Source organism: Paraburkholderia sp. BL9I2N2, from assembly GCF_004339745.1.
In the GTDB taxonomy this organism is placed as follows: Bacteria; Pseudomonadota; Gammaproteobacteria; order Burkholderiales; family Burkholderiaceae; genus Paraburkholderia.
Genome location: NZ_SMGP01000001.1, coordinates 2,895,541 through 2,919,554, shown reverse-complemented (window position 1 = coordinate 2,919,554; position 24,014 = coordinate 2,895,541). Strand labels below are relative to the sequence as shown.

The following is a 24,014-nucleotide window of genomic DNA, read 5'->3' as shown; positions in this document are numbered from 1 at the left end:
CTGCACGAAGCAGAGTGTTGTGCATTGGCGATTGAGCCAGTCAGAGTGATATGAAGCAGAGCTTTATATCGGCTGTCGTTCTTTAACAATCAGGAAGAAGTAGTAAAGAGATTCACGAAAGATCACTTAGAGATGGGTGATTGAGTAGGTGAATCAGGGTTGTGATTGTATCAATGTATTTTAAAGGTGATCGAAAGATCGCTTTGGAATACGGCGCAACACGAATACTCAACCTGTAGCGATTGTGGCGAGCACATGATTCCCCGTGGATCATGCACGAGACACACCCGTTATAGGGTCAAGCGAACAAGTGCATGTGGTGGATGCCTTGGCGATCACAGGCGATGAAGGACGCGGTAGCCTGCGAAAAGCGGTGGGGAGCTGGCAAACGAGCTTTGATCCACCGATATCCGAATGGGGAAACCCGGCCCGTATGGGTCATCCATGACTGAATACATAGGTCATGTGAAGCGAACGCGGTGAACTGAAACATCTAAGTAACCGCAGGAAAAGAAATCAACCGAGATTCCCAGAGTAGTGGCGAGCGAAATGGGACCAGCCTGTACTCTTTATCCGTACTGTTAGTCGAATGCTCTGGAAAGTGCAGCCATAGCAGGTGATAGCCCTGTAGACGAAAACAGAATGGAAGAACTGGGTGTACGACAAGTAGGGCGGGACACGTGAAATCCTGTCTGAAGATGGGGGGACCATCCTCCAAGGCTAAATACTCGTGATCGACCGATAGTGAACCAGTACCGTGAGGGAAAGGCGAAAAGAACCCCGGGAGGGGAGTGAAATAGATCCTGAAACCGCATGCATACAAACAGTCGGAGCCTTCGCAAGGGGGTGACGGCGTACCTTTTGTATAATGGGTCAGCGACTTACATTCAGTGGCAAGCTTAACCGATTAGGGCAGGCGTAGCGAAAGCGAGTCCGAACAGGGCGTTCAGTCGCTGGGTGTAGACCCGAAACCAGGTGATCTATCCATGGCCAGGATGAAGGTGCGGTAACACGTACTGGAGGTCCGAACCCACTAACGTTGAAAAGTTAGGGGATGAGCTGTGGATAGGGGTGAAAGGCTAAACAAACCTGGAAATAGCTGGTTCTCTCCGAAAACTATTTAGGTAGTGCCTCGTGTATCACCTTCGGGGGTAGAGCACTGTCATGGTTGTGGGGTCCATTGCGGATTACTACGCCATAGCAAACTCCGAATACCGAAGAGTGCAATCACGGGAGACAGACATCGGGTGCTAACGTCCGGTGTCAAGAGGGAAACAACCCAGACCGCCAGCTAAGGTCCCCAAATATTGCTAAGTGGGAAACGAAGTGGGAAGGCTAAAACAGTCAGGAGGTTGGCTTAGAAGCAGCCATCCTTTAAAGAAAGCGTAATAGCTCACTGATCGAGTCGTCCTGCGCGGAAGATGTAACGGGGCTAAGCAATATACCGAAGCTGCGGATGCATATTTATATGCATGGTAGGAGAGCGTTCCGTAAGCCTGCGAAGGTGCATTGAAAAGTGCGCTGGAGGTATCGGAAGTGCGAATGCTGACATGAGTAGCGATAAAGGGGGTGAAAGGCCCCCTCGCCGTAAGCCCAAGGTTTCCTACGCAACGTTCATCGGCGTAGGGTGAGTCGGCCCCTAAGGCGAGGCAGAAATGCGTAGCTGATGGGAAGCAGGTTAATATTCCTGCACCATTGTTAAATGCGATGGGGGGACGGATCGCGGAAGGTTGTCCGGGTGTTGGAAGTCCCGGTCGCTGCGTTGGAGAAGGCACTCAGGCAAATCCGGGTGCGCAATTCAAGGGCGTGGCGCCATTCACTTCGGTGAAGAAGCAACTGGAAGTGGTTCCAAGAAAAGCCTCTAAGCTTCAGTTTAACAAGACCGTACCGCAAACCGACACAGGTGGGCGAGATGAGTATTCTAAGGCGCTTGAGAGAACTCGGGAGAAGGAACTCGGCAAATTGGTACCGTAACTTCGGGATAAGGTACGCCCCTGTAGCTTGACTGGCCTGCGCCAGAAGGGTGAAGGGGTTGCAATAAACTGGTGGCTGCGACTGTTTAATAAAAACACAGCACTCTGCAAACACGAAAGTGGACGTATAGGGTGTGACGCCTGCCCGGTGCCGGAAGATTAAATGATGGGGTGCAAGCTCTTGATTGAAGTCCCGGTAAACGGCGGCCGTAACTATAACGGTCCTAAGGTAGCGAAATTCCTTGTCGGGTAAGTTCCGACCTGCACGAATGGCGTAACGATGGCCACACTGTCTCCTCCCGAGACTCAGCGAAGTTGAAGTGTTTGTGATGATGCAATCTCCCCGCGGCTAGACGGAAAGACCCCATGAACCTTTACTGTAGCTTTGCATTGGACTTTGAACCGATCTGTGTAGGATAGGTGGGAGGCTTTGAAGCGTGGACGCCAGTCTGCGTGGAGCCGACCTTGAAATACCACCCTGGTTTGTTTGAGGTTCTAACCTTGGTCCGTTATCCGGACTGGGGACAGTGCATGGTAGGCAGTTTGACTGGGGCGGTCTCCTCCCAAAGTGTAACGGAGGAGTACGAAGGTACGCTAGGTACGGTCGGAAATCGTGCTGATAGTGCAATGGCATAAGCGTGCTTAACTGCGAGACCGACAAGTCGAGCAGGTGCGAAAGCAGGTCATAGTGATCCGGTGGTTCTGTATGGAAGGGCCATCGCTCAACGGATAAAAGGTACTCTGGGGATAACAGGCTGATACCGCCCAAGAGTTCATATCGACGGCGGTGTTTGGCACCTCGATGTCGGCTCATCTCATCCTGGGGCTGTAGCCGGTCCCAAGGGTATGGCTGTTCGCCATTTAAAGAGGTACGTGAGCTGGGTTTAAAACGTCGTGAGACAGTTTGGTCCCTATCTGCCGTGGGCGCTGGATATTTGAAGGGGGCTGCTCCTAGTACGAGAGGACCGGAGTGGACGAACCTCTGGTGTACCGGTTGTCACGCCAGTGGCATCGCCGGGTAGCTATGTTCGGAAGAGATAACCGCTGAAAGCATCTAAGCGGGAAACTCGCCTTAAGATGAGATATCCCCGGGGCTTCGAGCCCCTTGAAGGGTCGTTCAAGACCAGGACGTTGATAGGTCAGGTGTGGAAGCGCAGTAATGCGTTAAGCTAACTGATACTAATTGCCCGTAAGGCTTGATCCTATAACCGGTGTGTTTTGCGATGACCGTCAGTGCTTCAGCACTTGCGCGCATCCCACCCCCGAAGGGGGGCGCACACAGGTTGAGATCGATGTTGTGCCAGAAACAGCACAGCCCAACGCTTTACCCCTGGTGAGCATCACCAGAAACTACTTCTTCCAGATTGGCTGTACTGCTCCACGGGCAGTGCGGCAACCAGTCATGCCTGATGACCATAGCGAGTCGGTCCCACCCCTTCCCATCCCGAACAGGACCGTGAAACGACTCCACGCCGATGATAGTGCGGATTACCCGTGTGAAAGTAGGTAATCGTCAGGCTCCCCCGCAGCAAACAGAAACCCCACCCCGAAAAGGTGGGGTTTCTGCGTTTATACAGCCGGAAAACCGCCCTCAATCCCTCCTCATCCGCAGCGCGTTCGCGTAGTAGCTCGTTAGCCTTCGGCATCCATACTTGACTCCTCCCATCCCTTCACAACAACTCAACCTGAAGCATAAAAATAGCTGTTTTCAACAGATATAAAAGCTGTCCTAAAAACAGCATTCATCACTTCCTCAAGCCCCTTCCTGCACACACCGGGCTGCATCCCTCCGTCTTAACATTCATCCCAAAATACTGTATAAATATACAGTGAAAAATCGTCACCTCATGCTTGCTCGATGCCGGGCAGGGCGGAGCATTCCCTATTCAAGAGCGTGTCTATGGCAGCAGCGATTCAGCTTGCGACGACCGCGCTGTCGTCTAAATTACGGCGTCAGGTGTGGCAGGGCAACGAGCTTGCCGAGGCGGACTCGCGTGTAATTTCCAGCGGCTATGCCACGCTGGATCAGTTGTTGCCGGGACAAGGCTGGTCGGCTGGCGGCCTGACAGAGTTGTTGGTTGAGCATGGTGGAGTGGGTGAAGTACGGCTGCTAGCTCATGCGCTGCGTCATCTGACGAAGCAAGCCGGGCGGCATGTCATGCTCGTGGCGCCTCCGTATCAGCCATGCGCTGCCGCATTGAGAGCTTGGGGTGTCGATGTCGAGCGAGTCTTATGGGTGCGCTCGAGTGAAGACCAGGCCCTGTGGGCCGCTGCTCAGGCCTTGAAGCAGGATGGCATCGGCGCGGTCCTGGTTTGGCTGCCGAATGCGCGTGCCGACAAGGTCCGACGCCTGCAAGCGGCGGCTCAGGAGTCGGCATCGCTGGCATTTTTGATCCGGCCTGTCGAGGCCGCCACGCAATCTTCCCCAGCGCCATTGCGAATGATCTGCGAGCCGCTTTTGCCGGCCAATGCGCAGACGATCAACCGTCGTCAATGGCTGCAGGAGATTGGTTTGTCTATCGACATCTTCAAGCGTCGCGGGCCGCCGCTAGCCGAGCCTCTTCGTCTCGTTTTGCCTTTACAAAGCGTCTTGTTGCCGGAAGACGGGGTCGACCGTCATCAAGGGCCAGAGATCAAACATGCTGTGGATCGCAGTCACATTGCCACTCTTGTCGCTGGAAGCGGTGAAGCCTCTCGCGCCGCTCCAGGATGGTTCGCTCGCGAAGCCGAATCGGCGTGAGTCGCGCGACGAGACAAGCAAACTTCACGATGCCGAAGACATCGGTGGAGGGCGTTGTTACGCCCTAGCCGATCACGCGCACATCCTGATGCCGGATCTCGACGCGCTGCGTGCCGGCGTGCATGCGGGTCATTCGCGTTCGTACGCCTTGGCGTTGGCGCCGGGGCTTGAACTGCTTGCCGCCGATGCCGCCCGCGAAACTCAGGCATTCGAAGCCATAGCGCTTGCCTTGCTGACATACACGCCGAAAGTGTCGCTTGCCGACGCGCACACCCTGTTGCTGGAAGTCGGCTCGGGTTTGAGATTGTTCGGCGGCTTGCGCGCGTTGTTGTCGCGGGTGTCTGCCACGGTGGCGGAATTCGGCTATACGGCGCGCATCGCCTGTGCGCCGACCGCCTGGGGAGCGTGGCTGTTGGCGCAGGCGCGCGCCGTTCGGCAGGGCCATCGCTGGCACGTGGTCAAGGAGACGTCGCTTGCGCGCGTCCTCGATGGCTTATCCGTCTCGCTGCTGCCGGTCACGCAGGCGCATCGCGATGCGTTTTCGCACGTCGGCTGTACGACGCTGGCCGATTTGCGTCAATTGCCACGTTCGGGTGTCGTGCGACGTTTCGGCAGCGGTATTCTGGATCTGCTGGCGCAGGCGTATGGCACGCGCCCGGATCCACGCGAATCGTTTCGCGCGCCGGCGTCGTTTCATGCGCAACTGGAGTTGCCCTCGCGGGTCGATAACGCGGATGCATTGCTGTTCGCCGCGCGTCGGCTGATTGTGCAGTTGGCCGGCTGGCTGAGCGCGCATCATGCAGCGCTCAGCGGTTATACGTTGCTGCTCGAGCATGAATTGGCGTCCCGTCATGCACCGAAGACATCGAGCCTGAAGGTCGCATGGGCCATACCGTCGCGTGATGCCGAGCATCTGATCTGGTTGTTGCGGGAAAAGTTGAATCAGACCGTGCTGGCGGCACCGGTCATCGAGTTGAAGCTGGTCGCTGAGCAGATCGGTGAATATGCCGGGCAGTCGGACACCTTGTTTCCCATGCCCGAATCGGATGGCGATTCGATTGCGCGTCTGCTGGAGCGCCTGAGCGCGCGATTAGGGCCGGAGAATGTGCTGCAGATGTCGGTGCAGGACGATCATCGTCCCGAGCGGGCAATGCGCGTCGAAGCCTACCAGGCGCAAGCGTTTTCGCGCAAGAAGCGTTCGCCTGCGAAGTCCCGGTCGAAGATCAAAGCGGACAAAACCTGGCTGACCGATGAGTTGCGGCACGCTGCCGCGGAGGAAGGGCGCGAAGACGGCGAGTCGCTCGCCTACGCGGTCGAGGCGGCTGAGGCGACCCAGGCACCCCAACGCCCATCCAAAACAAACGACGCCAAAAACACCAGCACATCCGCACCGCAACCCGGCAACGCACAGGCATCCCTTGACCTACCTGACAGCGCATTGCCTTCCCAGCCTCGCCCGGTCTGGATGCTCGACAAACCGCTGCGCCTGATGATGCGCGACCAGCGGCCGATCTATCGCCGGCCGCTGAAAATGCTCACGCGTACCGAACGGATCGAAGCAGGGTGGTGGGACGGCAACCGCGTCGAGCGGGACTACTACGTTGCAGCCGACGACCGCGGCCACATGTTCTGGGTATACCGCGAACGCCTCAGCGGCGAGTGGTATTTGCAGGGTTTGTTCGGTTGACCATCATGCCTCTAACCCAGCCATCATTCCTCGCGCAGCCGCCGCTCGCCACCCAGTTGCCGGCGTATGCGGAATTGCATTGCCTGACTAATTTCTCTTTTCTGCGTGGCGCGTCGCATCCTCATGAACTCGTCGAGCAGGCGATGTCGCGCGGCTACTGCGCGCTCGCCATCACCGATGAATGCTCATTGGCAGGCGTCGTGCGCGCCCACACGGCGTTGAGGGAAATCAAAGCGGAGCGGGACCGTCAGCAGAAAGAGCGCGAGGAAAAGGCCAAGGCTGCGCAACCGGAAGCGCCTTTGGAAGACGCGACAAAAACCGGAACGTCGCAACAGGAAACCGTGGAAGCCTCGGAAACCGAGGCACTAAAACCCCTCCCTCAACTGATCATCGGCAGCGAACTCAATCTGACCGACGAAACCGGCGAGCCTTTCTGCACCCTGGTCGCGCTAGCAACCAACCGCAACGGTTACGGCAATCTTTCCGAGCTGATTACGCTAGCCCGCTCGCGTGCGGACAAAGGCAGTTATCGCCTCGGTCCGTCCGACTTCACCGACTCCTTGCCTCATCTGGCACATCTGAAGACGTTGCCCGATTGCGTCCTGATGCTCGTGCCGCAGCGCGCGGCGACGCTCTCGCATACGCTGCGTTGCGCGCATTGGCTCGCATCGTTCGCTGCACAACGGGCATGGATCGCGCTCGAACTCTGGCAAACGGGCGGCGACGATCTTCAGATCGACGCCCTGCGCATGATTTCAAAAGCGAGTGGTTTGCCGCTGGTCGCGGCGGGCGGCGTTCTCATGCATGCCCGATCGCGCAAGCCTTTGCAGGACACAATGACAGCCATCGGCCTCGTTACGCCGCTATCGCAATGCGGCCACGCGCTCGAGGCGAATGCGGAGCGGCATATGCGTACGCGCGTGCGGCTCGGCAAACTGTATCCGCACGATACGCTGGAAGAAACGCTGCGTATCGCCGCGCTATGCCGCTTCTCGCTCGACGAACTCAAGTACGAGTATCCCGAAGAACTGGTGCCCGCCGGCGAGTCGCCGTCGAGTTATCTGCGCAAGCTGGTCATGGCCGGTGCGATGGAGCGCTGGCCCAAAGGCATGGACCTGAAGCGAATCGGTCAGATCGAAAAGGAGTTGGGGCTGATCGCCGATCTGAAATACGAAAAGTATTTTCTGACGGTGCACGATATCGTGAGTTTCGCGCGCTCCAGAAACATTCTCTGCCAGGGGCGAGGTTCGGCGGCGAATTCGATCGTCTGTTATTGCCTGCACGTGACGGAAATCGATCCGGTGCATATGAACATGCTGATCGAGCGGTTCATCTCTCGCGCGCGTAACGAGCCGCCTGATATCGACGTCGACTTCGAGCATCAGCGGCGCGAAGAGGTCATTCAATATATCTACACGAAGTACGGCCGTCATCGGGCGGCCCTGACTGCATCGCTGATTACGTATCACGCGCGTAGTGCGCTGAAAGACGTCGGCAAGGCGCTGGGTCTCGAGGCGTCGTTGATCGAGCGGATCAGCAAGTCGCAACAATGGTGGGACGGCACGGATGCAGTCGCCAAATATCTGGCCGAAGCGGGCTTCGATGCCAACTCGCACATCACGCGGAACCTGATTCGTTTGACCCAGGAGTTGCGCAGCTTTCCGCGTCATCTGTCGCAACACGTCGGCGGTTTTGTGATCGCGAAAGACAAGCTGTCGCGACTCGTGCCGATCGAGAACGCGACGATGAAAGACCGCAGCGTGATCGAATGGGACAAGGACGATATCGACGCGCTCAAGCTGCTGAAAGTCGACGTGCTGGCGCTCGGCATGTTGTCGGCGATCAGACGCGCGCTGGAATTCGTCGCGTTGAGGCGCGGTTTTCCAACGTTCAGGGTGCAGGATATTCCGCGCGAGGATCGCGCCGTCTACGAAATGTGCGGCCATGCCGATACGATCGGCGTATTCCAGATCGAATCGCGTGCGCAGCAAAGCATGCTGCCGCGCCTGAAGCCCAACAAATACTACGATCTCGTGATCGAAGTGGCGATCGTGCGGCCCGGGCCGATTCAGGGCGGCATGGTGCATCCCTATCTGCGCCGCAAGCAGGGGCTCGAACCGGTTGACTACGCGAAGGATGAATTGCGTCCCGTACTCGAACGTACGCTCGGCGTGCCGATTTTCCAGGAACAGGTCATGCATCTGGCGATGGTTGCGGCGAAATATACCGGTGAGCAGGCCGATCAGTTGCGGCGCGCGATGGCCGCATGGCGTCGCAGCGGCAACCTGGCGAAGTATCAGAAGGATTTGAGCGACCGCATGTCGGCGCGCGGTTATGAACAGGAGTTCATCGACCGTATCTGCAAACAGATCGAAGGCTTCGGCGAGTATGGTTTTCCGGAGAGCCATGCGGCGAGTTTCGCGTTGCTCGTTTATCTCAGCGCGTGGTTGAAGCGCTATGAACCGGCAGCTTTTCTGGCGGGGTTGCTGAACAGTCAGCCGTTGGGGTTTTATTCGCCGTCGCAACTCGTTCAGGATGCGAAGCGTCACGGCGTCAAGGTATTGCCGCCCGACGTGACCCTGAGCGATTGGGAGTCGACATTCGAAAGACGCGGTCATGAAGGACAGCGGATCTCAGCGGACGAAACCTGTTTGCATCGTCAACAGGCCGTACTATCCGCGCAGCAATTGCGCGATCTTTCGCTGCGGCGCCTGACGGTGAGCAGGACGGTCCGGCGCGCGGCACAGCGATTGACTGCCCGCGTGTTTCAATCGTCGGATACCTATGGCGCTCGCGGTCCCGCCGTGCGCATCGGCATGCATCTGATCAAGGGGCTGGCACAAGGGGCCGCCGAACGCATCATGGCGGCACGCGACGAGGCGCAGTTTACCGATGTCGACGATCTGGCGCGCCGTGCGGCCTTGACGCGGCGCGATCTCGAAGCGCTTGCCGCGGCGAACGCGCTGGTCAGTATCGCGGGACATCGGCGCGAAGCATGGTGGGCCGTGACGGCGCAGCACACGGTGCCCAAACTGCTGCGCGACGCACCGATCGCCGAAGCGCCGCTGCTGTTGCCGCAGGCAGCCGAAAGCCGCGAAATCGTCGACGACTACGCGAGCCTCGGCCTCACGCTCAATCGCCATCCGCTCGCGTTGTTGCGCGCACGCCTTGCTCACCATCGTTTTCGCACGGCCGCCGAACTCGCCGCGTGTCAGCACGGCACGCTGGCGCGAGCGTGCGGCATCGTTACCGTGCGGCAGCGGCCGGGCACGGCAAACGGCACGGTGTTCGTTTCCATCGAAGACGAGACCGGGTCGATCAATGTGATCGTCTGGCCGTCGCTAGTGGAAAAGCAGCGCAAGGTTTTGCTGGGCTCGTCGTTGCTCGCGGTCTACGGCGTGTTGCAGCGCGACGACGGCGTGGCGACCGGCGGCGACCATGCCGGAAATGGCGTGAGCGCAAACCAGGCAGGCAAAGCGAAACGGAAAAACAAAGGCGAGGTGATCCATCTCGTCGCCCATCGCCTCGAGGACCACAGCGAATGGCTGGGTGAACTGGCCACGGCGAGCCGCGATTTTCATTGAGGGCGGCTTGCGGCTGTTAAACCCGCACGACCGCCATCAGGCCGTCGTGCCGGCGCATCGCACTCATGGCGACACGGGGTGCCGCCGTGGCCAGCCCTATCTGCCAGACGAGGCGTTCTACGCCTATTCGGCACCTCGCCACGGAAACACGGCTAACACCTGCCGGATCGCCGTATCGAACGGTGTGCGGCGGCCGATCCCGAGCGCCTCGAGCCGGCTCGAAGCCAGGTGGCAGTTATGCGGGCGCGGCGTCGCATCGGTCGGCGTGTGTTGCGGCGTCAGATGCGCGCCGACTTGCAACGCTTCGGCAAGGCGCAGGGCGATTTCGTACTTGTTCATCGGTTCGCCGCCGGACCATTGCACGATGCCGCGGATCGCGTCGCCCCGCGCATGCCGTTCGAGCATTTGCCGGATCACGAACGCGACGTCCGGCGTGAAGGTGGGATAACGGATCGCCCATGCATCCATGACGGCGGGTTTGCCATCGGGCGTGGCCGACGCGGCGATCGCCGGCACGAGACTCGTCACGGCAGACTCCGCCCAACTGACGATCGGCCCGTACAGCAACGGCAAACGCAGCACGCAGCCGAGGTCGGTCGATTCAGTCAACGCGCGCTCGCCTTCGAGCTTGCTGCGCCCATAGGCGTTGAGTGGCGCGGGCGCGGAATCGTGCTGGTAGGGCGGGTGCGTGCCGTCGAACACGTAATCGGTGGAGATCGACAGCGTCCATGCGCCGCGCCGGTTCGCCGCCGCGGCAAGGGTGCGCACCGCGTCGACGTTCAGCGCGCGGGCCAGCGCGGGATCATGCTCGCACACGTCCGGCCGACGCTCCGCCGCGGCAATCACGAGCGCGTCCGGCGCTTCGCGCTCGACGAACTGCTCGACTGCCTGCGCGTCGCGAATATCCAGCGCGACCGTGCCCGGCGCCAGCCGGCTGAAAGCTGTGGCGACGACTTGCCAGCCGGTCTGCTGCGCCAGTTCGTCGACGAGCGCGCGGCCAAGCAGCCCTGAGGCACCAATGACGGCAACTTTGAACATGACGTGAACTCGCTCACCGGGCGGCGCCGGACGCGCCGTTTGTCGTGTCGTTTGACGCGCCATTCGCGATGCCCGTCACCGTGTATCCGGCCTCGTCGATGGCGGCCTTCAGCGTCTCAGCCGGTTGCGCCGATTCGATCGCCACTCGCCCGGATGCCAGATCGACGTGGACTTTCGCGGCTTCATCGTGTTCGCGGATTGCGTTCGTAACCGCCGCCACACAGTGCTGGCAGCTCATGCCTTCTACCTGGAATTCGATTGTCATCGGGATTGCCTCGGAAAAATGGATAGTGCGATGGTTGAATTATGCCTGCCGATTCGCAATTGAGTGGTACACCTTCCCATCATGGGAAGGTGTACGATCGACGTACATAGACTGGGGAAAGAGCCATGAATATCGGTGAAGCAGCCCGCGCGTCGGGCGTCACGGCGAAAATGATTCGCTACTACGAAAGCGTCGACTTGCTGGCGGCGAAATCGCGCACGAGCGCCGGTTACCGCGTATACGGCCCGCAAGAGGTGCATTCGTTGCGCTTCATTCGCCAGGCGCGCCGGCTTGGCTTTCTGGTCGAAGACATTCGACGGCTGCTGGCGCTGTGGCACGACCGCTCGCGCGCCAGTGCCGAAGTGAAGACGATTGCGTTGGAACACGTTGCGGAGCTGGATCGCCGCATCGCTGAACTGACCGACATGCGCGACACACTGGCGCACCTGGCCGACCATTGTCACGGCGACGACCGCCCCGATTGTCCGATCATCGAGCGACTCGCGGATACCGATCTGGTCTCAGGACAGGGTTGTCATCCAATTTGAGATGGTCTTTTTGGCGTTCGCCGCAACCTCTAGCTGAGTTAATTGCGACCCAATCGACATTTGCACCAATATCGTGCGTTAAAATATGGGGCGGTATCGATTTTTGCAAAAAATCCGTCTCAATTTAAGCCAAATCAACTAGTTACGTGCACCGCTCTCGTGCACCATTCCAAAACGGAATGCACGTCATGCGGGCATTTCACTAGTCAGGTTGCGCTATAGGGCTATAATCCGGGTTAACCCTTTTACGGGAAATCCCTGATGCCCAATCCACCGGGGATTCAATCTGATCCTTGGAGAACATCATGTTTGCATACGTACTTGAAAAGCTGAGCACCTGGTTTGAAACCGCTGAACGCACCCGCCGCGAAGCCTATCTGGCGTCGTCGTCGGATATCGTCCAGCTCGAACAGCGCATCCGCTCGCTCGAAACCAACGGCTACTCGCTGTAAGTTTCAACTGCATCAAGTTTGACCCGGCAGCGCTTGTCGCGCAGCCACGGCAGTAAAAGCGTCAAGCCCCGTCCATGCGGGGCTTTGTCACATCTGGACGTCGAAAATTTCAGTCCGACGGCGTCTGCGGGCTATTTGTGGCGAATATCGACTAGCCTCGCGGCGACCGTCGCGGTAAGGTAAAGCGTTTTCTGCGAAATCCGGCTTTCCCACACTCAACCGGTCCGCCCATGTCACCTGTTCGCCCGCTCAAATCCCTCCTGGCCGTGACCATTGCAGCCTCGCTGACCACGGTTTTTGCCATGTCGAGCGCTTGTGCTGCGTCGACCAGTGCGCGCAAGCCGGTGATTCTCGACTCGCAGAACGGCATCAACGACGGCCAGAGCGGCACCGTGCTGCAGACCGCGCCGCTTTCGCATCAGCCGATCGTCGAAGCGCAGCCCATCGCGACGCCGGCCGAACTGGCGCCGAATTCGACAATCCCGATCGTCGTTGCGCCTTATATCCAGTTGCCTGCGGGCGGAGGCATGCCGCTGCCGCAACCGCAGCCTCGTCCAGTGCCCCGGCCGCAATAAATGCTCGCGACGCGGCCGTTCCCGCCGGCTCTCTTCCATATCCGTTGATCCTTCGGGTGCGCGGCTAATCCCACCGCCTCGTGGACGCCTGCGCGAGTACGCCCGCGATTAACGCAGCCCCGCCTTGCACGCCGACGACGGCAGCGCGTGATTGCTGGGCGTGAGCACAGGCACGGGATCGGACATATGCGCCGACTCGCTGCGTGCGCCATTGGGGTTTGGGCGCATGGCGCGCGCGAAACCGTCCGACGACAATCATCGCGCGGTCTCTCGCTAGCGACGCGGGCCCCACATCAAGCCCGGCGCCACCGTATCGAACGAAAAACAGAATAAGGAGACATCGAATGCCGACTCACTGGATGCGGCAGGCCGCCGGCGCCTGCGTCACGCTGCTTGCACTGGTCGCGCTGCCTGGCGCCGCGCTCGCCAAAGACACACCGGAAAAGCCCACGCTGACGATGGCAGTCGGTGGTCTGCCGGGCCTCTACTATCTGCCGGTGCTCGCTGCGCAACAGTTGGGCTACTTCAAGGACGAAGGCCTCGACGTCACGCTCGAGGATTTCGCGGGCGGATCGAAGGCGCTGGAAGCGGTGGTGGGCGGCAGCGCCGACGTGGGTGCCGGCGCATTCGAGCACACGCTGTTCATGCAGGAGAAAGGGCAGCACTACCGGGCGTTCGTGTTGATGGGACGCGCGCCGCAGATCGTCGTTGCCGTGTTGAAGTCGAAGGCGGACCAGCTCAAGACTTTGGCGGACTTCAAAGGCGCGAAAGTCGGCGTGAGCGCGCCGGGATCGTCGACGGATCTCGTGCTCACCGTGGCTTTGCGCAAAGCCGGCGTGCAGCGCAACGAGATTTCAGCGATCGGCGTGGGCAGCGGCGCCTCCGTGCTCGCCGCGGTAAGCGGCGGCCAGATCGACGCGCTCTCCAACGTCGATCCGATGATGACCAAACTGACGCGCAGTGGCGCGATCAAGGTGCTGGTCGATACGCGCACGGTGAAGGGCACGCAAGAGGTATTCGGCGGAACGATGCCGGCGGCGACGCTCTATGCCTCGGACAATTTCATCCAGAAGTATCCGAAGACGACGCAGGCGCTGGCCAATGCCATCGTGCGCGCGGATCACTGGCTGCAGACCGCGAGCGATGCCGATCTGCTGAAGATGGTGCCGCCGGCTTATCTGCTCAACGACTCGGCGCTCTATGTGGAGGCCTTCCACAACGTGCGCGACGCCTATTCTCCGGACGGCTTGATGCCCGCGGACGGTCCGGCGACGTCATTGCGCGCGTTGTCGTCGTTCGATAGCCGGCTCGATCCGAAAAAGATCGACCTGAACGCGACCTATACCAACGACTTCGCCCGGAAGGCTGACGCGCAACTCAAGTAGGCGGCGCGGCCCGGACTGACTGAGCAGCCGCACCGGCTGCGCGCGTCGTGCGCGCGTGGCCGGTGACAACGTTAGGATGGCTCGACGAACCGCGTAAGCTCGGAGGCCACAAAAACTCGTAGCCGACAAAAGCTCACAGCCGAAAAAGCTCGCTTCCCACAATAAGAAGCTCAGTCGCCGCGATACTCCACCTTGAACTGCGCGGCCTTGTCCTCGCCAAGCGCGTTGACGAGCCAGGGCATCTGGTCCTTCAACGTTTTTGCCAGCGTATACGGCGGGTTCAGAATGAACATGCCGCTGCCGAAAAGCCCAAAACCATCTTCTGGCGGATTGCTGACAGTCAGACTCACGTGCAGCCAGTTCCGGTCCTGCAGCTTCTTCAGTTGATCGGGGAAGCGCTGCGACTCAGGGCGTCTCACCTGCGGATACCAGACCGCATACGTACCGGTCGGAAACCGCTTCAGGCTTTCTTCGACGCAGCGCAGTGTGCGCGTGTAGTCGCGCTTGTCCTCATACGACGGATCGAGCAGCACCAGTGCGCGGCGTGGGGCCGGCGGCAACAAGGCAAGAATGCCGTCGAAGCCGTCCCCCGCATAGAGCATGGCGCGGCGGCCCGCGTCGCGGAAATTGTGGCGCAGCACGTCGATTTCGGTGGTGTGCAGCTCGAACAGACGCATGCGGTCCTGTTCGCGCATCTGCCGCCACGCGATATACGGCGAGCCGGGATAGAAGCGCAGCTGGCCGTCCGGATTGAGCGCGCTCACTTCGTCGACGTAGTCGGCGAACATCGGCGGCAGATCGTTGCGTCCCCACAGTTTGCCGATGCCGGTCTGGAACTCGCCGGTTTTGGTCGCGTAACCTTCCTTCAGCGAGTAGACGCCGGCGCCCGCATGCGTGTCGATATACCAGTAGGACTTGTCCTTCTGGCCGAGGTAGCGCAGGAGCTGCAACACGACGGCGTGTTTCAGAACGTCGGCGTGATTGCCTGCATGAAAGGCGTGGCGGTAGCTGAGCATGATGAGGAGACGCTGAAAGAGGGCGTGCCGCTCCAGGGCGGATTCGGCGATGCGGCTGCAATGTGGCTGCACAACGCGGACATACAGCGCCGGTGTGCAGCGCGGTCGCGTATTGTACGCGACACCGCGTCGCGCCCTGCGCATTGCAGCAAGTTCCATGCGTAACACAGCCGCGATGCCGCCACGGCCATGTTACGCGGTCACGCGAGTCCGGTCAGTCGTGGGCGTCGCCGATAATTTCCTCGATTCGGGTTTTGATCTCCGGCGTGATCCGCTCGGCTACATCGGCGGACTTCATGTTCTCGCCGATCTGTTCGACCCGTGACGCACCTGTGATCACCGTACTCACATTGGGATTCTTCAGAATCCAGCCAATGGCGAGCTGACCGACGGTGCAGCCCAACTCATCGGCCACTTCGCCGAGCTTGCCGACCACGTTGTTCTTGCCGGCGTCGGTGACCTGCTTGCGCAGCCAGTCGTAGCCCTGCAATTGCGCGCGGCTGTCGGCCGGCACGCCGTCGCGGTATTTGCCGGTCAGCAAGCCGGATGCAAGCGGGCTCCAGGTGGTCAGCCCGAGGCCGATATCCTCGTAAAGCCGCTTGTATTCCTGCTCGACGCGGTTGCGATGGAACAGGTTGTACTGCGGCTGCTCCATGACCGGCTTGTGCAGATGATGCCGTTCCGCGATGTCGTAAGCAGCGCGGATTTCATCGGCGCTCCATTCGGACGTGCCCCAGTACAGCGCCTTGCCGCGAGTGATCATGTCGCTCATGGCCCAGACGGTTTCCTCCACCGGCGTGTTCGGGTCGGGACGATGACAGAACACCAGATCGACATAGTCGAGCTGCAGCCGTTTGAGCGACGCGTCGATCGCGTTCAGCAGATATTTGCGGTTCAGCGTGTGGTACTGGTTCGGCGCTTCCGCGAGTCCCCAGAAGAATTTCGTCGACACTACGTAGCTCACGCGCGGCCACGCCAGTTCCTTGAGCGCCTGGCCCATGATCTCTTCGGACTTGCCGCCGGCATAGACCTCGGCGTTGTCGAAGAAGTTGACTCCCGCGTCGCGCGCGGCCGCGAGCGATTCGCGCGCCGCGTGGGTGTCCACCTGATTGCCGTAGGTGACCCACGAGCCGATGGACAGTTCGCTGACTTGCAGGCCGGAACGGCCCAGACGTCGATAATTCATGCATTGCTCCTTGTTGGTGATGCCACCGGAATCCCGCCGAAAACGTCCAGTTTAAAGAGATACGCTTCGATGTGCTTTTAACCGATGGAGTTCACACGGTTCATGCACAATAGCAGCGTTGGCCGCAGTGCAGCATTCGGCCGAACGGCCTATGCCGTTTGGCTGACTTCACGCCGCCCGCGGCCCGCGGTCTCATTGCTCATCAACTGCATGGAGGTTCTAGATGTCGTCAACGAACACGAATCTGAATGGCAAGGTTGCGGTGGTTACTGGCGCCGCAAGCGGCATCGGCAAGCAGATTGCGCTGACTCTTTCCGCGGCGGGCGCGGCTGTCGCGATCGCCGACCTGAATCAGGACGGAGCGAACGCCGTCGCTGAAGAAATCAAGAAGGGCGGCGGCAAGGCAATCGGCGTGGCGATGGACGTCACGAACGAAGACGCCGTCAATCAAGGCATCGACAAAGTGGCCGCGGAACTCGGTTCGGTCGATATTCTCATTTCCAACGCCGGCATCCAGATCGTTAACCCGATCGAAAACTATTCGTTTTCAGACTGGAAAAAAATGCAGGCGATCCACGTGGACGGCGCCTTCCTGACCACCAAGGCCGCGCTCAAGCACATGTACAAGGACGATCGCGGCGGCATCGTGATCTACATGGGCTCGGTCCACTCGCACGAAGCGTCGCCGCTCAAATCGGCCTATGTGACGGCCAAGCACGCGCTGCTGGGTCTCGCGCGCGTGCTGGCTAAAGAAGGCGCAAAGCACAACGTGCGCTCGCATGTCGTGTGTCCTGGTTTCGTGCGCACGCCGCTCGTCGACAAGCAGATTCCCGAACAGGCCAAGGAACTGGGCATCAGCGAGGAAGACGTGGTCAAGCGCGTCATGCTGGGCGGCACAGTCGACGGGGTCTTCACCACGGTGGAAGACGTCGCGCAAACGGTGCTGTTCCTGTCCACCTTCCCGACGGCGGCGCTGACCGGCCAGTCCTTTATTGTGAGCCACGGCTGGTATATGCAATAAGGAGGTGCCTATGGCGCAACGCAATCTCAAGCGGGCGCGCGTCGGCGCGCCCGGCGACGGGGAAGGCGAGGGCGCCGGTCCGGCGCCCTCCGCACATCCCGGCCGGCACCTCCATTTGCCCAACTACGAAACCGTTGCCTTGATGCTGCAAGGCGGCGGCGCATTGGGCGCCTATCAGGCTGGCGTCTTTCAGGGACTTTACGAAGCCGGCATCGAGCCGAACTGGCTGGCCGGTATTTCGATCGGCGCGTTGAATACGGCGATCATTGCAGGCAATCCGCCCGAAAAGCGGGTCGAACGGCTGTTGCAATTCTGGGAGACGATTTGCCAGCCGGCCTTCGGGCCGCCGTTGCCCGCGTTTATCGAACACGCGCTCTTCAATTCCAGCGACGCCGTGCGTAAGGCCTTTACGGCAACGCAGGCAATCGGCGCCATCGTCGAAGGGCAAAAGGGCTTTTTCGTACCGCGCTTTCCGCCGCCGTTGCCCACCGTGTCCGGGCCGCCGCAACTGGCCAGCTACTACGACACCACGCCGTTGAAGGCCACGCTCGAAGCGTTCTGCGATTTCGATCGGATCAATTCGAAGGAAATGCGCGTCTCAGTGGGGGCGGTCAATTGCGGCACGGGGAATTTCGCGTACTTCGATAACACGCATACGACGCTCAGGCCCGAGCATTTCATGGCGTCAGGCGCGTTGCCGCCCGGCTTCGCGGCGGTCGAGATCGACGGCCAGTACTACTGGGACGGCGGCTTGATGTCGAACACGCCGCTCTACGAAGTGATCCAGTCCACGCCGCGTCGTGACACGCTCGCCTTCCAGGTCGATCTCTGGAGCGCGATCGGGCCGGTGCCGGACAACATCACCGACGTGCAAGGGCGCGTGAAGGACATCCAGTATTCGAGCCGCACGCGTCTCGTGACCGATATGCTGCAACGGTCGCAGCGGTTCCGGCACGTGTTGCGCGAGGTGCTGGATCGCGTGCCGTCCGATCAGCGTGACGATCCGTGGTGCAAGCTTGCCGAAGATCTGTCGTGTTCGAAGCGCTACAACGTGATCCATCTTATCTACCGGCACAAGGAGTACGAAGGGCACTACAAGGACTTCCAGTTCGGTCTGTCGACAATGCGAGAACATTGGCAAAGCGGTTTGGAAGATATCCGCCATTCGCTCGCGCAACCGGATTGGCTCGACATGCCGGATAACGATGCGGGTTTTGTCACGCACGATATCCATCGGGATTCGCGCTGAAGGAGCCACGGGTCCGAGTGGCGCATGACTGAATGAAGTGGGTCGCGGCAATTGTGGCAGTCCTTGCTGTGTCGAAAGCGGCCTTGCTCGAGCAACAGGCAACAAGTAAGTTGCGAACGCAAACAGGCCGCAAACAAAAACGGCGCCCTAAAAAGGGCGCCGTTTTCACAAGCATTTCCAGCGGAGCGGGTGCAATGAATGCCCGCGCCCGCCAATACCTTACTTCAACACGTGAGCGACCGCGTTAGCCACTACGTCGAGGTTGCGCGTATTCAGCGCAGCCACGCAGATGCGACCGGTGCTCACAGCGTAGATGCCGAACTCTTCGCGCAGACGGTCCACTTGCGGTGCGGTCAGACCCGAGTACGAGAACATGCCGCGCTGCGCGTTCACGAAGCTGAAGTCGCGATCCACGCCGCTCGCCTTCAGACGCTCGACCAGACCGTTGCGCATGGCGCGGATACGGTCACGCATTTCGGCCAGTTCGGTTTCCCACGTGGCGCGCAGTTCCGGCGACGCGAGCACTGCCGCGACCACCGAGCCGCCATGCGTCGGCGGGTTCGAGTAGTTCGTGCGGATCACGCGCTTGAGTTGCGACAGCACGCGAGCGGCTTCTTCCTTGCTTGCCGTGATGATCGACAGCGCGCCGACGCGCTCGCCGTATAGCGAGAACGACTTCGAGAACGACGACGACACGAACACGTTCAGTTCCGACGCAGCGAAGAGACGCACTGCCGCGGCGTCCGCTTCGATGTTGTCGCCGAACCCTTGATACGCGATGTCGAGGAACGGCACCAGATTGCGCGCCTTCACCACTTCGACAACCTGCTTCCATTGCTCGACGCTCAGGTCCACGCCGGTCGGGTTGTGGCAGCACGCGTGCAGCACGACGACGGTGCCGGCGGCGTAGCTGTTCAGCGTGCTCAACATGGCGTCGAAATTCACGCCGTGCGTGTGCGCATCGTAGTACGGGTACGACACGACTTCAAAGCCTGCGCTTTCAAACAGCGCGCGGTGGTTTTCCCAACTCGGATCGCTGATCGCGACTTTGGTGTTCGGGTTCAGGCGCTTCAGGAAATCGGCGCCGATCTTCAGCGCGCCCGTGCCGCCCAATGCTTGCGCCGTCACGACGCGGCCCGCTGCGATCAACGGCGAGTCGTTGCCGAGCAGCAGTTTCTGCACGGCGGCGTCGTAAGCGGCAATGCCTTCGATGGGCAGATACCCGCGCGGCAGCGCGGCTTCGACGCGAGCCTTTTCGGCGTCGCGCACGGCGCGCAGCAGCGGAATCTTGCCTTCTTCGTTGAAGTACACGCCGACGCCAAGGTTGACCTTGGTGGTGCGCGCATCGGCGTTGAAGGCTTCGTTCAGGCCCAGAATCGGGTCGCGGGGAGCAAGTTCGACGGCGGAGAACAGAGACATGATGGGTGGGCAGCAGTAGTGAGAAGAGGGCGGCTTCGATCGCGGACGGCCGGGCCAGCGGCGTCCGACGCAAAACGCGGACAGGCGGCGGACAACGGCGAGCGAGCGCAACTCCGCATTGTAACGAATTCGCGACCGTTTTTCGGACGCCAACGCCGCTCGTAGAGATTTTTTTGCTTGAAAAACAGGCACTCCGACGCCACCTGGCAATAGCGGCGCTGCCTGGCAGGCCGCGCGGAGAAGCCCAGCGAGCGGCACGCAACCAGGCGTGGCCATGGCTTGTAGTGAGCGTCGGCTGCCATGACCAGAAGCCGCGAGAAGCCGCGCGGCTGCTCCAAAGGGCCGTACCATCGCGTCGGACCCTACCCACGCGAGCGGCCCCAAACCCTACGCAGACCCGCTCGGTCTTCGATTCCCGCAACCCGTTAGAATAGTTCTTTGCCCAAGGCCCGGTGCCGCCCCCCATGTCCGAACAACATCTGACTGAAGCCGAAGAAACGCTCGACGAATCCAAATTCGTCAGGTTCGAAGGCTCGCCGTTTCAGCTCTACCAGCCGTATCCGCCCGCCGGCGATCAGCCCACGGCGATCGACAGGCTCGTCGAAGGCGTCGAGGACGGCCTCGCGTTCCAGACGCTGCTCGGCGTGACCGGTTCCGGCAAGACCTTCACGATGGCCAACACGATCGCGCGGCTCGGCCGCCCGGCCATCGTGTTCGCGCCGAACAAGACGCTCGCCGCGCAGCTCTATTCGGAGTTCCGCGAGTTCTTCCCGCGCAACGCGGTCGAGTACTTCGTCTCGTACTACGACTACTACCAGCCGGAAGCGTACGTGCCGCAGCGCGATCTGTTCATCGAGAAGGACTCGTCGATCAATGAACATATCGAACAGATGCGGCTGTCGGCCACCAAGAGCCTGATGGAGCGGCGCGACGTGGTGATCGTGGCGACCGTGTCGGCCATTTACGGTATCGGCAATCCATCCGAATACCACCAGATGATTCTGACGCTGCGCACCGGCGACAAGCTCGGTCAGCGCGACATCATCGCGCGGCTGATCGCCATGCAATACAACCGCAACGAAGCCGACTTCCAGCGCGGCTCGTTCCGCGTGCGTGGTGACACGATCGATATTTTCCCGGCGGAGCACGCCGAGATGACGGTGCGCGTCGAACTGTTCGACGACGAAGTCGAAACGCTGCAACTGTTCGATCCGCTCACCGGCCGCGTGCGTCAGAAGATTCCGCGTTTCACGGTGTATCCGTCGTCGCACTATGTGACGCCGCGCGATACGGTGGTGCGCGCGGTCGAAACGATCAAGAACGAACTGCGCGAGCGGCTCGAATTCTTCTATAGCGGCGGAAAGCTGGTTGAAGCGCAGCGGCTCGAACAGCGCACGCGCTTCGATCTGGAAATGTTGCAGGAGTTGGGCTTCTGCAAAGGCATCGAAAACTATTCGCGGCACTTCTCGGGCGCCGCGCCCGGCGAGCCGCCGCCTACGCTGGTCGACTACCTGCCGTCGGACGCGATCATGATGCTCGACGAATCACACGTGCTGATCGGCCAGTTGAACGGCATGTACAACGGCGACCGTGCGCGTAAGGAGAATCTGGTCGATTACGGTTTCCGTCTGCCGTCGGCGCTCGACAACCGGCCGCTCAAGTTCAACGAGTTCGAACGCAAAATGCGCCAGGTGGTGTTCGTGTCGGCCACGCCGGCCGACTACGAGCAGAAGACGGCAGGGCAGGTGGCGGAGCAACTGGTGCGTCCGACTGGCCTCGTCGATCCGGAAATCGAGGTGCGGCCGGCACGCAGCCAGGTCGACGACGTGCTCGGCGAGATCAACGAGCGCGTCAAGGTGGGCGACCGCGTGCTGGTCACGGTGCTGACCAAGCGCATGGCCGAGCAGTTGACGGAGTTTCTTGCTGATCACGGCGTCAAGGTGCGCTATCTGCACAGCGACATCGACACGGTGGAGCGCGTCGAAATCATCCGCGATCTGCGCTTGGGCACCTTCGACGTGCTGGTGGGGATCAACCTGTTGCGCGAGGGGCTGGATATTCCGGAAGTGTCGCTGGTCGCGATTCTCGATGCGGACAAGGAAGGCTTTTTGCGCGCTGAGCGCTCGCTGATCCAGACCATTGGACGGGCGGCGCGGAATGTGAACGGCAAAGCGATTCTCTACGCGGACAAGGTCACCGACTCGATGCGTCGCGCGATCGACGAAACCGAGCGGCGGCGTAACAAGCAGATCGCCTTCAACCTCGAGAACGGCATTACGCCGCGCGGGGTGGTCAAGCGCATTCGCGACATTATCGACGGCGTGTACAACGTCGACGATGCTCGCGCCGAACTGAAGGAACAGCAGGCGCGCGCGAAATTCGAGGACATGTCCGAGAAGCAGCTTGCCAAGGAACTCAAGCGCCTCGAAAAGCAGATGATGGAGCACGCCAAGAACCTCGAGTTCGAGAAGGCCGCGCAGACCCGCGACCAACTCGCGTTGCTGCGCCAGCGCGTGTTCGGCGCGAACGCCGGCGACCACGTGTCGGGCGTCGACTAGTCGTTTTTCCGCCTCGGGGCGCGGCAACGTGCCGCGCCCTGTCGATCAATGCCGGGCACTCGCCCGGCCTCGCATCATTCCATTCCAGCACTTTCTTAAGACCGCCTTAAGACCCTGCTGCCACAAGGCTTTGCGTGCGTTCTGATTTGTTCTCCCTTGCGATCGATGATAAACTCGACCAATATTGAGAATGGTTCGCATTAACGTTCGTACTGCCGCCTGGCTGGCGATCGATCGCGGTGCTCAAGGCCCGCGACCGCTGCATCGAGGTATGCGCGACGCACTGTTCCAATGGGTTCGATTCCAGTCTGATAAAAACAAGGAGTTTCAATGCGGATTTCTTCATTTGTGCGCGGTGGCGCGGCAACGCTGGCCGCAGTGGCGGCTTTCTCGGCAGCGGCGGCGGAGTATCCGATCGGCAAGCAGCAGATTCATGGCGGCATGGAAATCAACGCGGTCTATCTGCAGCCGATCACGATGGAACCCGAAGGCATGATGCGCAAAGCCTCGGATTCGGACATCCACCTCGAAGCGGACATTCACGCGGTCAAGAACAACCCGACCGGTTTCGCCGAAGGCGACTGGATGCCGTATCTGCAAGTGCACTATGAACTGACGAAAGCCGGTTCGACCCAGACGCAGAAGGGCGACCTGATGGCGATGGTCGCCAACGACGGTCCGCACTATGGCGACAACGTCAAGCTGCAAGGCCCGGGCAAATATCACCTGAAGATGATCGTCGAGGCACCGATGCAAACGGGCCATATGGCTTTCGGCCGCCACGTCGACAAGGAAACCGGCGTGGGTCCGTGGTTCAAGCCGATCACGCTCGAATACGACTTCACCTTCGCCGGAATCGGCAAGAAGGGCGGCTACTGATCGCCGCGCGTGAGTGAATGACCGAATGAGCTGAGCGAGCCAATGCAGCAGGCGGCGCTTTGGCGGTTGAATGCCAACGCGCCGCGTTTTCCGGAAGGGCTAATGAGAATCAACCGAAAGATCGCGATCTTCGCCGCCACGGCTTTGCTGGCGGGCGCGGCCCACGCAGCCGACCTGCCGACCTTCAAGCTGGAAATGAACGACGGCAAGCTGAACCCGGCCCGCATCGAAGTGCCGGCGGGGCAGCGTATCAAGATCGAAGTGCGCAACACCGGCAAAGGCGCGGCCGAATTCGAAAGCGTGCAATTGCGCAAAGAAAAGGTGTTGGCGCCGGGCGCGGATTCGTTCGTCGTGATCGCGCCGCTCGAGCCGGGCGAATACAAGTTTTTCGACGATTTCCACCAGCAGGCGCAGGGCGTCATCGTCGCGAAGTAGTGGC

At 60.4% G+C, this 24,014-nt stretch carries 18 protein-coding genes and 2 rRNA genes; 15 read left to right on the top strand and 5 right to left on the bottom strand.

Going from position 1 to position 24,014, the window contains the following annotated elements:
• Positions 1–296 precede the first annotated feature (296 nt).
• From B0G74_RS13425 to B0G74_RS13405, 5 genes are all read left to right on the top strand, one after another.
• A 23S ribosomal RNA gene (locus B0G74_RS13425) occupies positions 297–3,177 on the top strand.
• Positions 3,178–3,378: 201 nt separating this feature from the next.
• Positions 3,379–3,492 (top strand): 5S ribosomal RNA (gene rrf / locus B0G74_RS13420).
• Positions 3,493–3,873: 381 nt separating this feature from the next.
• Positions 3,874–4,713, top strand: coding sequence for a translesion DNA synthesis-associated protein ImuA (gene imuA / locus B0G74_RS13415; protein ID WP_132375223.1), 840 nt, complete (start codon positions 3,874–3,876; stop codon positions 4,711–4,713).
• Positions 4,613–6,400 carry a DNA polymerase Y family protein gene (locus tag B0G74_RS13410; RefSeq protein ID WP_132375222.1) on the top strand — a complete coding sequence of 596 codons (1,788 nt, stop codon included), beginning with the start codon at positions 4,613–4,615 and terminating at the stop codon, positions 6,398–6,400. The genes imuA and B0G74_RS13410 overlap by 101 nt, the downstream gene beginning before the upstream one ends.
• 5 nt (positions 6,401–6,405) lie before the next feature.
• Positions 6,406–9,984, top strand: coding sequence for an error-prone DNA polymerase (locus tag B0G74_RS13405; protein WP_132375221.1), 3,579 nt, complete (start codon positions 6,406–6,408; stop codon positions 9,982–9,984).
• Positions 9,985–10,107: 123 nt separating this feature from the next.
• On the opposite strand, the gene B0G74_RS13400 is transcribed toward B0G74_RS13405, so the two are convergent.
• Positions 10,108–11,022 carry an SDR family oxidoreductase gene (locus B0G74_RS13400; protein ID WP_132375220.1) on the bottom strand — a complete coding sequence of 305 codons (915 nt, stop codon included), beginning with the start codon at positions 11,020–11,022 and terminating at the stop codon, positions 10,108–10,110.
• A gap of 13 nt (positions 11,023–11,035) precedes the next feature.
• On the bottom strand, positions 11,036–11,287 hold the full coding sequence (locus B0G74_RS13395; RefSeq protein ID WP_132375219.1) for a heavy-metal-associated domain-containing protein: 252 nt from the start codon (positions 11,285–11,287) through the stop codon (positions 11,036–11,038).
• Positions 11,288–11,412: 125 nt separating this feature from the next.
• On the opposite strand from B0G74_RS13395, the gene cueR reads away from it, so the two are divergent.
• The 4 genes from cueR (at position 11,413) to B0G74_RS13375 (ending at position 14,247) form a co-directional block, all read left to right on the top strand.
• Positions 11,413–11,835, top strand: a complete 423-nt coding sequence (gene cueR, locus B0G74_RS13390; protein WP_132375218.1) for a Cu(I)-responsive transcriptional regulator — start codon at positions 11,413–11,415, stop codon at positions 11,833–11,835.
• A 305-nt stretch (positions 11,836–12,140) separates the two neighbouring features.
• Entirely contained in the window at positions 12,141–12,287 is a 147-nt protein-coding gene (locus B0G74_RS13385; RefSeq protein WP_012432419.1) for a DUF3563 family protein, read from the top strand.
• A 230-nt stretch (positions 12,288–12,517) separates the two neighbouring features.
• Positions 12,518–12,862, top strand: a complete 345-nt coding sequence (locus tag B0G74_RS13380) for a hypothetical protein (protein ID WP_132375217.1) — start codon at positions 12,518–12,520, stop codon at positions 12,860–12,862.
• Positions 12,863–13,206: 344 nt separating this feature from the next.
• A complete protein-coding gene (locus B0G74_RS13375; RefSeq protein ID WP_132375216.1) occupies positions 13,207–14,247 on the top strand; it encodes an ABC transporter substrate-binding protein in 1,041 nt (346 codons plus the stop codon).
• Between the two features lie 170 nt (positions 14,248–14,417).
• On the opposite strand, the gene rlmJ is transcribed toward B0G74_RS13375, so the two are convergent.
• Positions 14,418–15,263 carry a 23S rRNA (adenine(2030)-N(6))-methyltransferase RlmJ gene (rlmJ, locus tag B0G74_RS13370; protein ID WP_132375215.1) on the bottom strand — a complete coding sequence of 282 codons (846 nt, stop codon included), beginning with the start codon at positions 15,261–15,263 and terminating at the stop codon, positions 14,418–14,420.
• Between rlmJ and B0G74_RS45745 the strand changes: the two genes are divergently transcribed.
• Positions 15,207–15,428, top strand: a complete 222-nt coding sequence (locus tag B0G74_RS45745) for a hypothetical protein (protein WP_165923794.1) — start codon at positions 15,207–15,209, stop codon at positions 15,426–15,428. The two genes, rlmJ and B0G74_RS45745, sit on opposite strands and share 57 nt — an antisense overlap.
• A 49-nt stretch (positions 15,429–15,477) precedes the next feature.
• Here B0G74_RS45745 and B0G74_RS13365 read toward each other — a convergent pair whose 3' ends face one another.
• Positions 15,478–16,449 carry an aldo/keto reductase gene (locus tag B0G74_RS13365; protein WP_132375214.1) on the bottom strand — a complete coding sequence of 324 codons (972 nt, stop codon included), beginning with the start codon at positions 16,447–16,449 and terminating at the stop codon, positions 15,478–15,480.
• A gap of 223 nt (positions 16,450–16,672) precedes the next feature.
• Here B0G74_RS13365 and B0G74_RS13360 point away from each other — a divergent pair, with 223 nt between their 5' ends.
• Together B0G74_RS13360 and B0G74_RS13355 are read left to right on the top strand one after the other, a co-directional pair.
• A complete protein-coding gene (locus tag B0G74_RS13360) occupies positions 16,673–17,470 on the top strand; it encodes a 3-hydroxybutyrate dehydrogenase (RefSeq protein WP_132375213.1) in 798 nt (265 codons plus the stop codon).
• A gap of 10 nt (positions 17,471–17,480) precedes the next feature.
• Complete coding sequence (locus B0G74_RS13355; RefSeq protein WP_132375212.1) at positions 17,481–18,719, top strand: patatin-like phospholipase family protein; 1,239 nt, start codon at positions 17,481–17,483, stop codon at positions 18,717–18,719.
• Between the two features lie 219 nt (positions 18,720–18,938).
• Here the strand turns inward: B0G74_RS13355 and B0G74_RS13350 are convergent, their stop codons facing one another.
• On the bottom strand, positions 18,939–20,138 hold the full coding sequence (locus tag B0G74_RS13350) for an amino acid aminotransferase (protein ID WP_132375211.1): 1,200 nt from the start codon (positions 20,136–20,138) through the stop codon (positions 18,939–18,941).
• A 464-nt stretch (positions 20,139–20,602) separates the two neighbouring features.
• Between B0G74_RS13350 and uvrB the strand changes: the two genes are divergently transcribed.
• The 3 genes from uvrB (at position 20,603) to B0G74_RS13335 (ending at position 24,010) form a co-directional block, all read left to right on the top strand.
• Positions 20,603–22,696 carry an excinuclease ABC subunit UvrB gene (uvrB, locus tag B0G74_RS13345; RefSeq protein WP_132375210.1) on the top strand — a complete coding sequence of 698 codons (2,094 nt, stop codon included), beginning with the start codon at positions 20,603–20,605 and terminating at the stop codon, positions 22,694–22,696.
• A 330-nt stretch (positions 22,697–23,026) separates the two neighbouring features.
• Positions 23,027–23,575 (top strand): iron transporter, encoded by a 549-nt coding sequence (locus tag B0G74_RS13340; protein WP_132375209.1) that lies wholly within the window; start codon positions 23,027–23,029, stop codon positions 23,573–23,575.
• A gap of 102 nt (positions 23,576–23,677) precedes the next feature.
• A complete protein-coding gene (locus B0G74_RS13335) occupies positions 23,678–24,010 on the top strand; it encodes a cupredoxin domain-containing protein (RefSeq protein ID WP_132375208.1) in 333 nt (110 codons plus the stop codon).
• Positions 24,011–24,014 lie beyond the last annotated feature (4 nt).

Excerpts from the sequence above, each read along its gene's own strand:
- B0G74_RS13385 (WP_012432419.1), top strand. The coding sequence starts at position 12,141 with ATGTTTGCATACGTACTTGAAAAGCTGAGCACCTGGTTTGAAACCGCT.
- B0G74_RS13350 (WP_132375211.1), bottom strand. The coding sequence starts at position 20,138 with ATGTCTCTGTTCTCCGCCGTCGAACTTGCTCCCCGCGACCCGATTCTG.
- B0G74_RS13410 (WP_132375222.1), top strand. The coding sequence starts at position 4,613 with ATGCTGTGGATCGCAGTCACATTGCCACTCTTGTCGCTGGAAGCGGTG.
- cueR (WP_132375218.1), top strand. The coding sequence starts at position 11,413 with ATGAATATCGGTGAAGCAGCCCGCGCGTCGGGCGTCACGGCGAAAATG.
- B0G74_RS13360 (WP_132375213.1), top strand. The coding sequence starts at position 16,673 with ATGTCGTCAACGAACACGAATCTGAATGGCAAGGTTGCGGTGGTTACT.
- B0G74_RS13395 (WP_132375219.1), bottom strand. The coding sequence starts at position 11,287 with ATGACAATCGAATTCCAGGTAGAAGGCATGAGCTGCCAGCACTGTGTG.
- B0G74_RS13405 (WP_132375221.1), top strand. The coding sequence starts at position 6,406 with ATGCCTCTAACCCAGCCATCATTCCTCGCGCAGCCGCCGCTCGCCACC.
- B0G74_RS13365 (WP_132375214.1), bottom strand. The coding sequence starts at position 16,449 with ATGAATTATCGACGTCTGGGCCGTTCCGGCCTGCAAGTCAGCGAACTG.
- B0G74_RS13400 (WP_132375220.1), bottom strand. The coding sequence starts at position 11,022 with ATGTTCAAAGTTGCCGTCATTGGTGCCTCAGGGCTGCTTGGCCGCGCG.
- uvrB (WP_132375210.1), top strand. The coding sequence starts at position 20,603 with ATGTCCGAACAACATCTGACTGAAGCCGAAGAAACGCTCGACGAATCC.
- B0G74_RS13355 (WP_132375212.1), top strand. The coding sequence starts at position 17,481 with ATGGCGCAACGCAATCTCAAGCGGGCGCGCGTCGGCGCGCCCGGCGAC.
- rlmJ (WP_132375215.1), bottom strand. The coding sequence starts at position 15,263 with ATGCTCAGCTACCGCCACGCCTTTCATGCAGGCAATCACGCCGACGTT.
- B0G74_RS13380 (WP_132375217.1), top strand. The coding sequence starts at position 12,518 with ATGTCACCTGTTCGCCCGCTCAAATCCCTCCTGGCCGTGACCATTGCA.
- B0G74_RS13340 (WP_132375209.1), top strand. The coding sequence starts at position 23,027 with ATGCGGATTTCTTCATTTGTGCGCGGTGGCGCGGCAACGCTGGCCGCA.
- B0G74_RS13335 (WP_132375208.1), top strand. The coding sequence starts at position 23,678 with ATGAGAATCAACCGAAAGATCGCGATCTTCGCCGCCACGGCTTTGCTG.
- imuA (WP_132375223.1), top strand. The coding sequence starts at position 3,874 with ATGGCAGCAGCGATTCAGCTTGCGACGACCGCGCTGTCGTCTAAATTA.
- B0G74_RS13375 (WP_132375216.1), top strand. The coding sequence starts at position 13,207 with ATGCCGACTCACTGGATGCGGCAGGCCGCCGGCGCCTGCGTCACGCTG.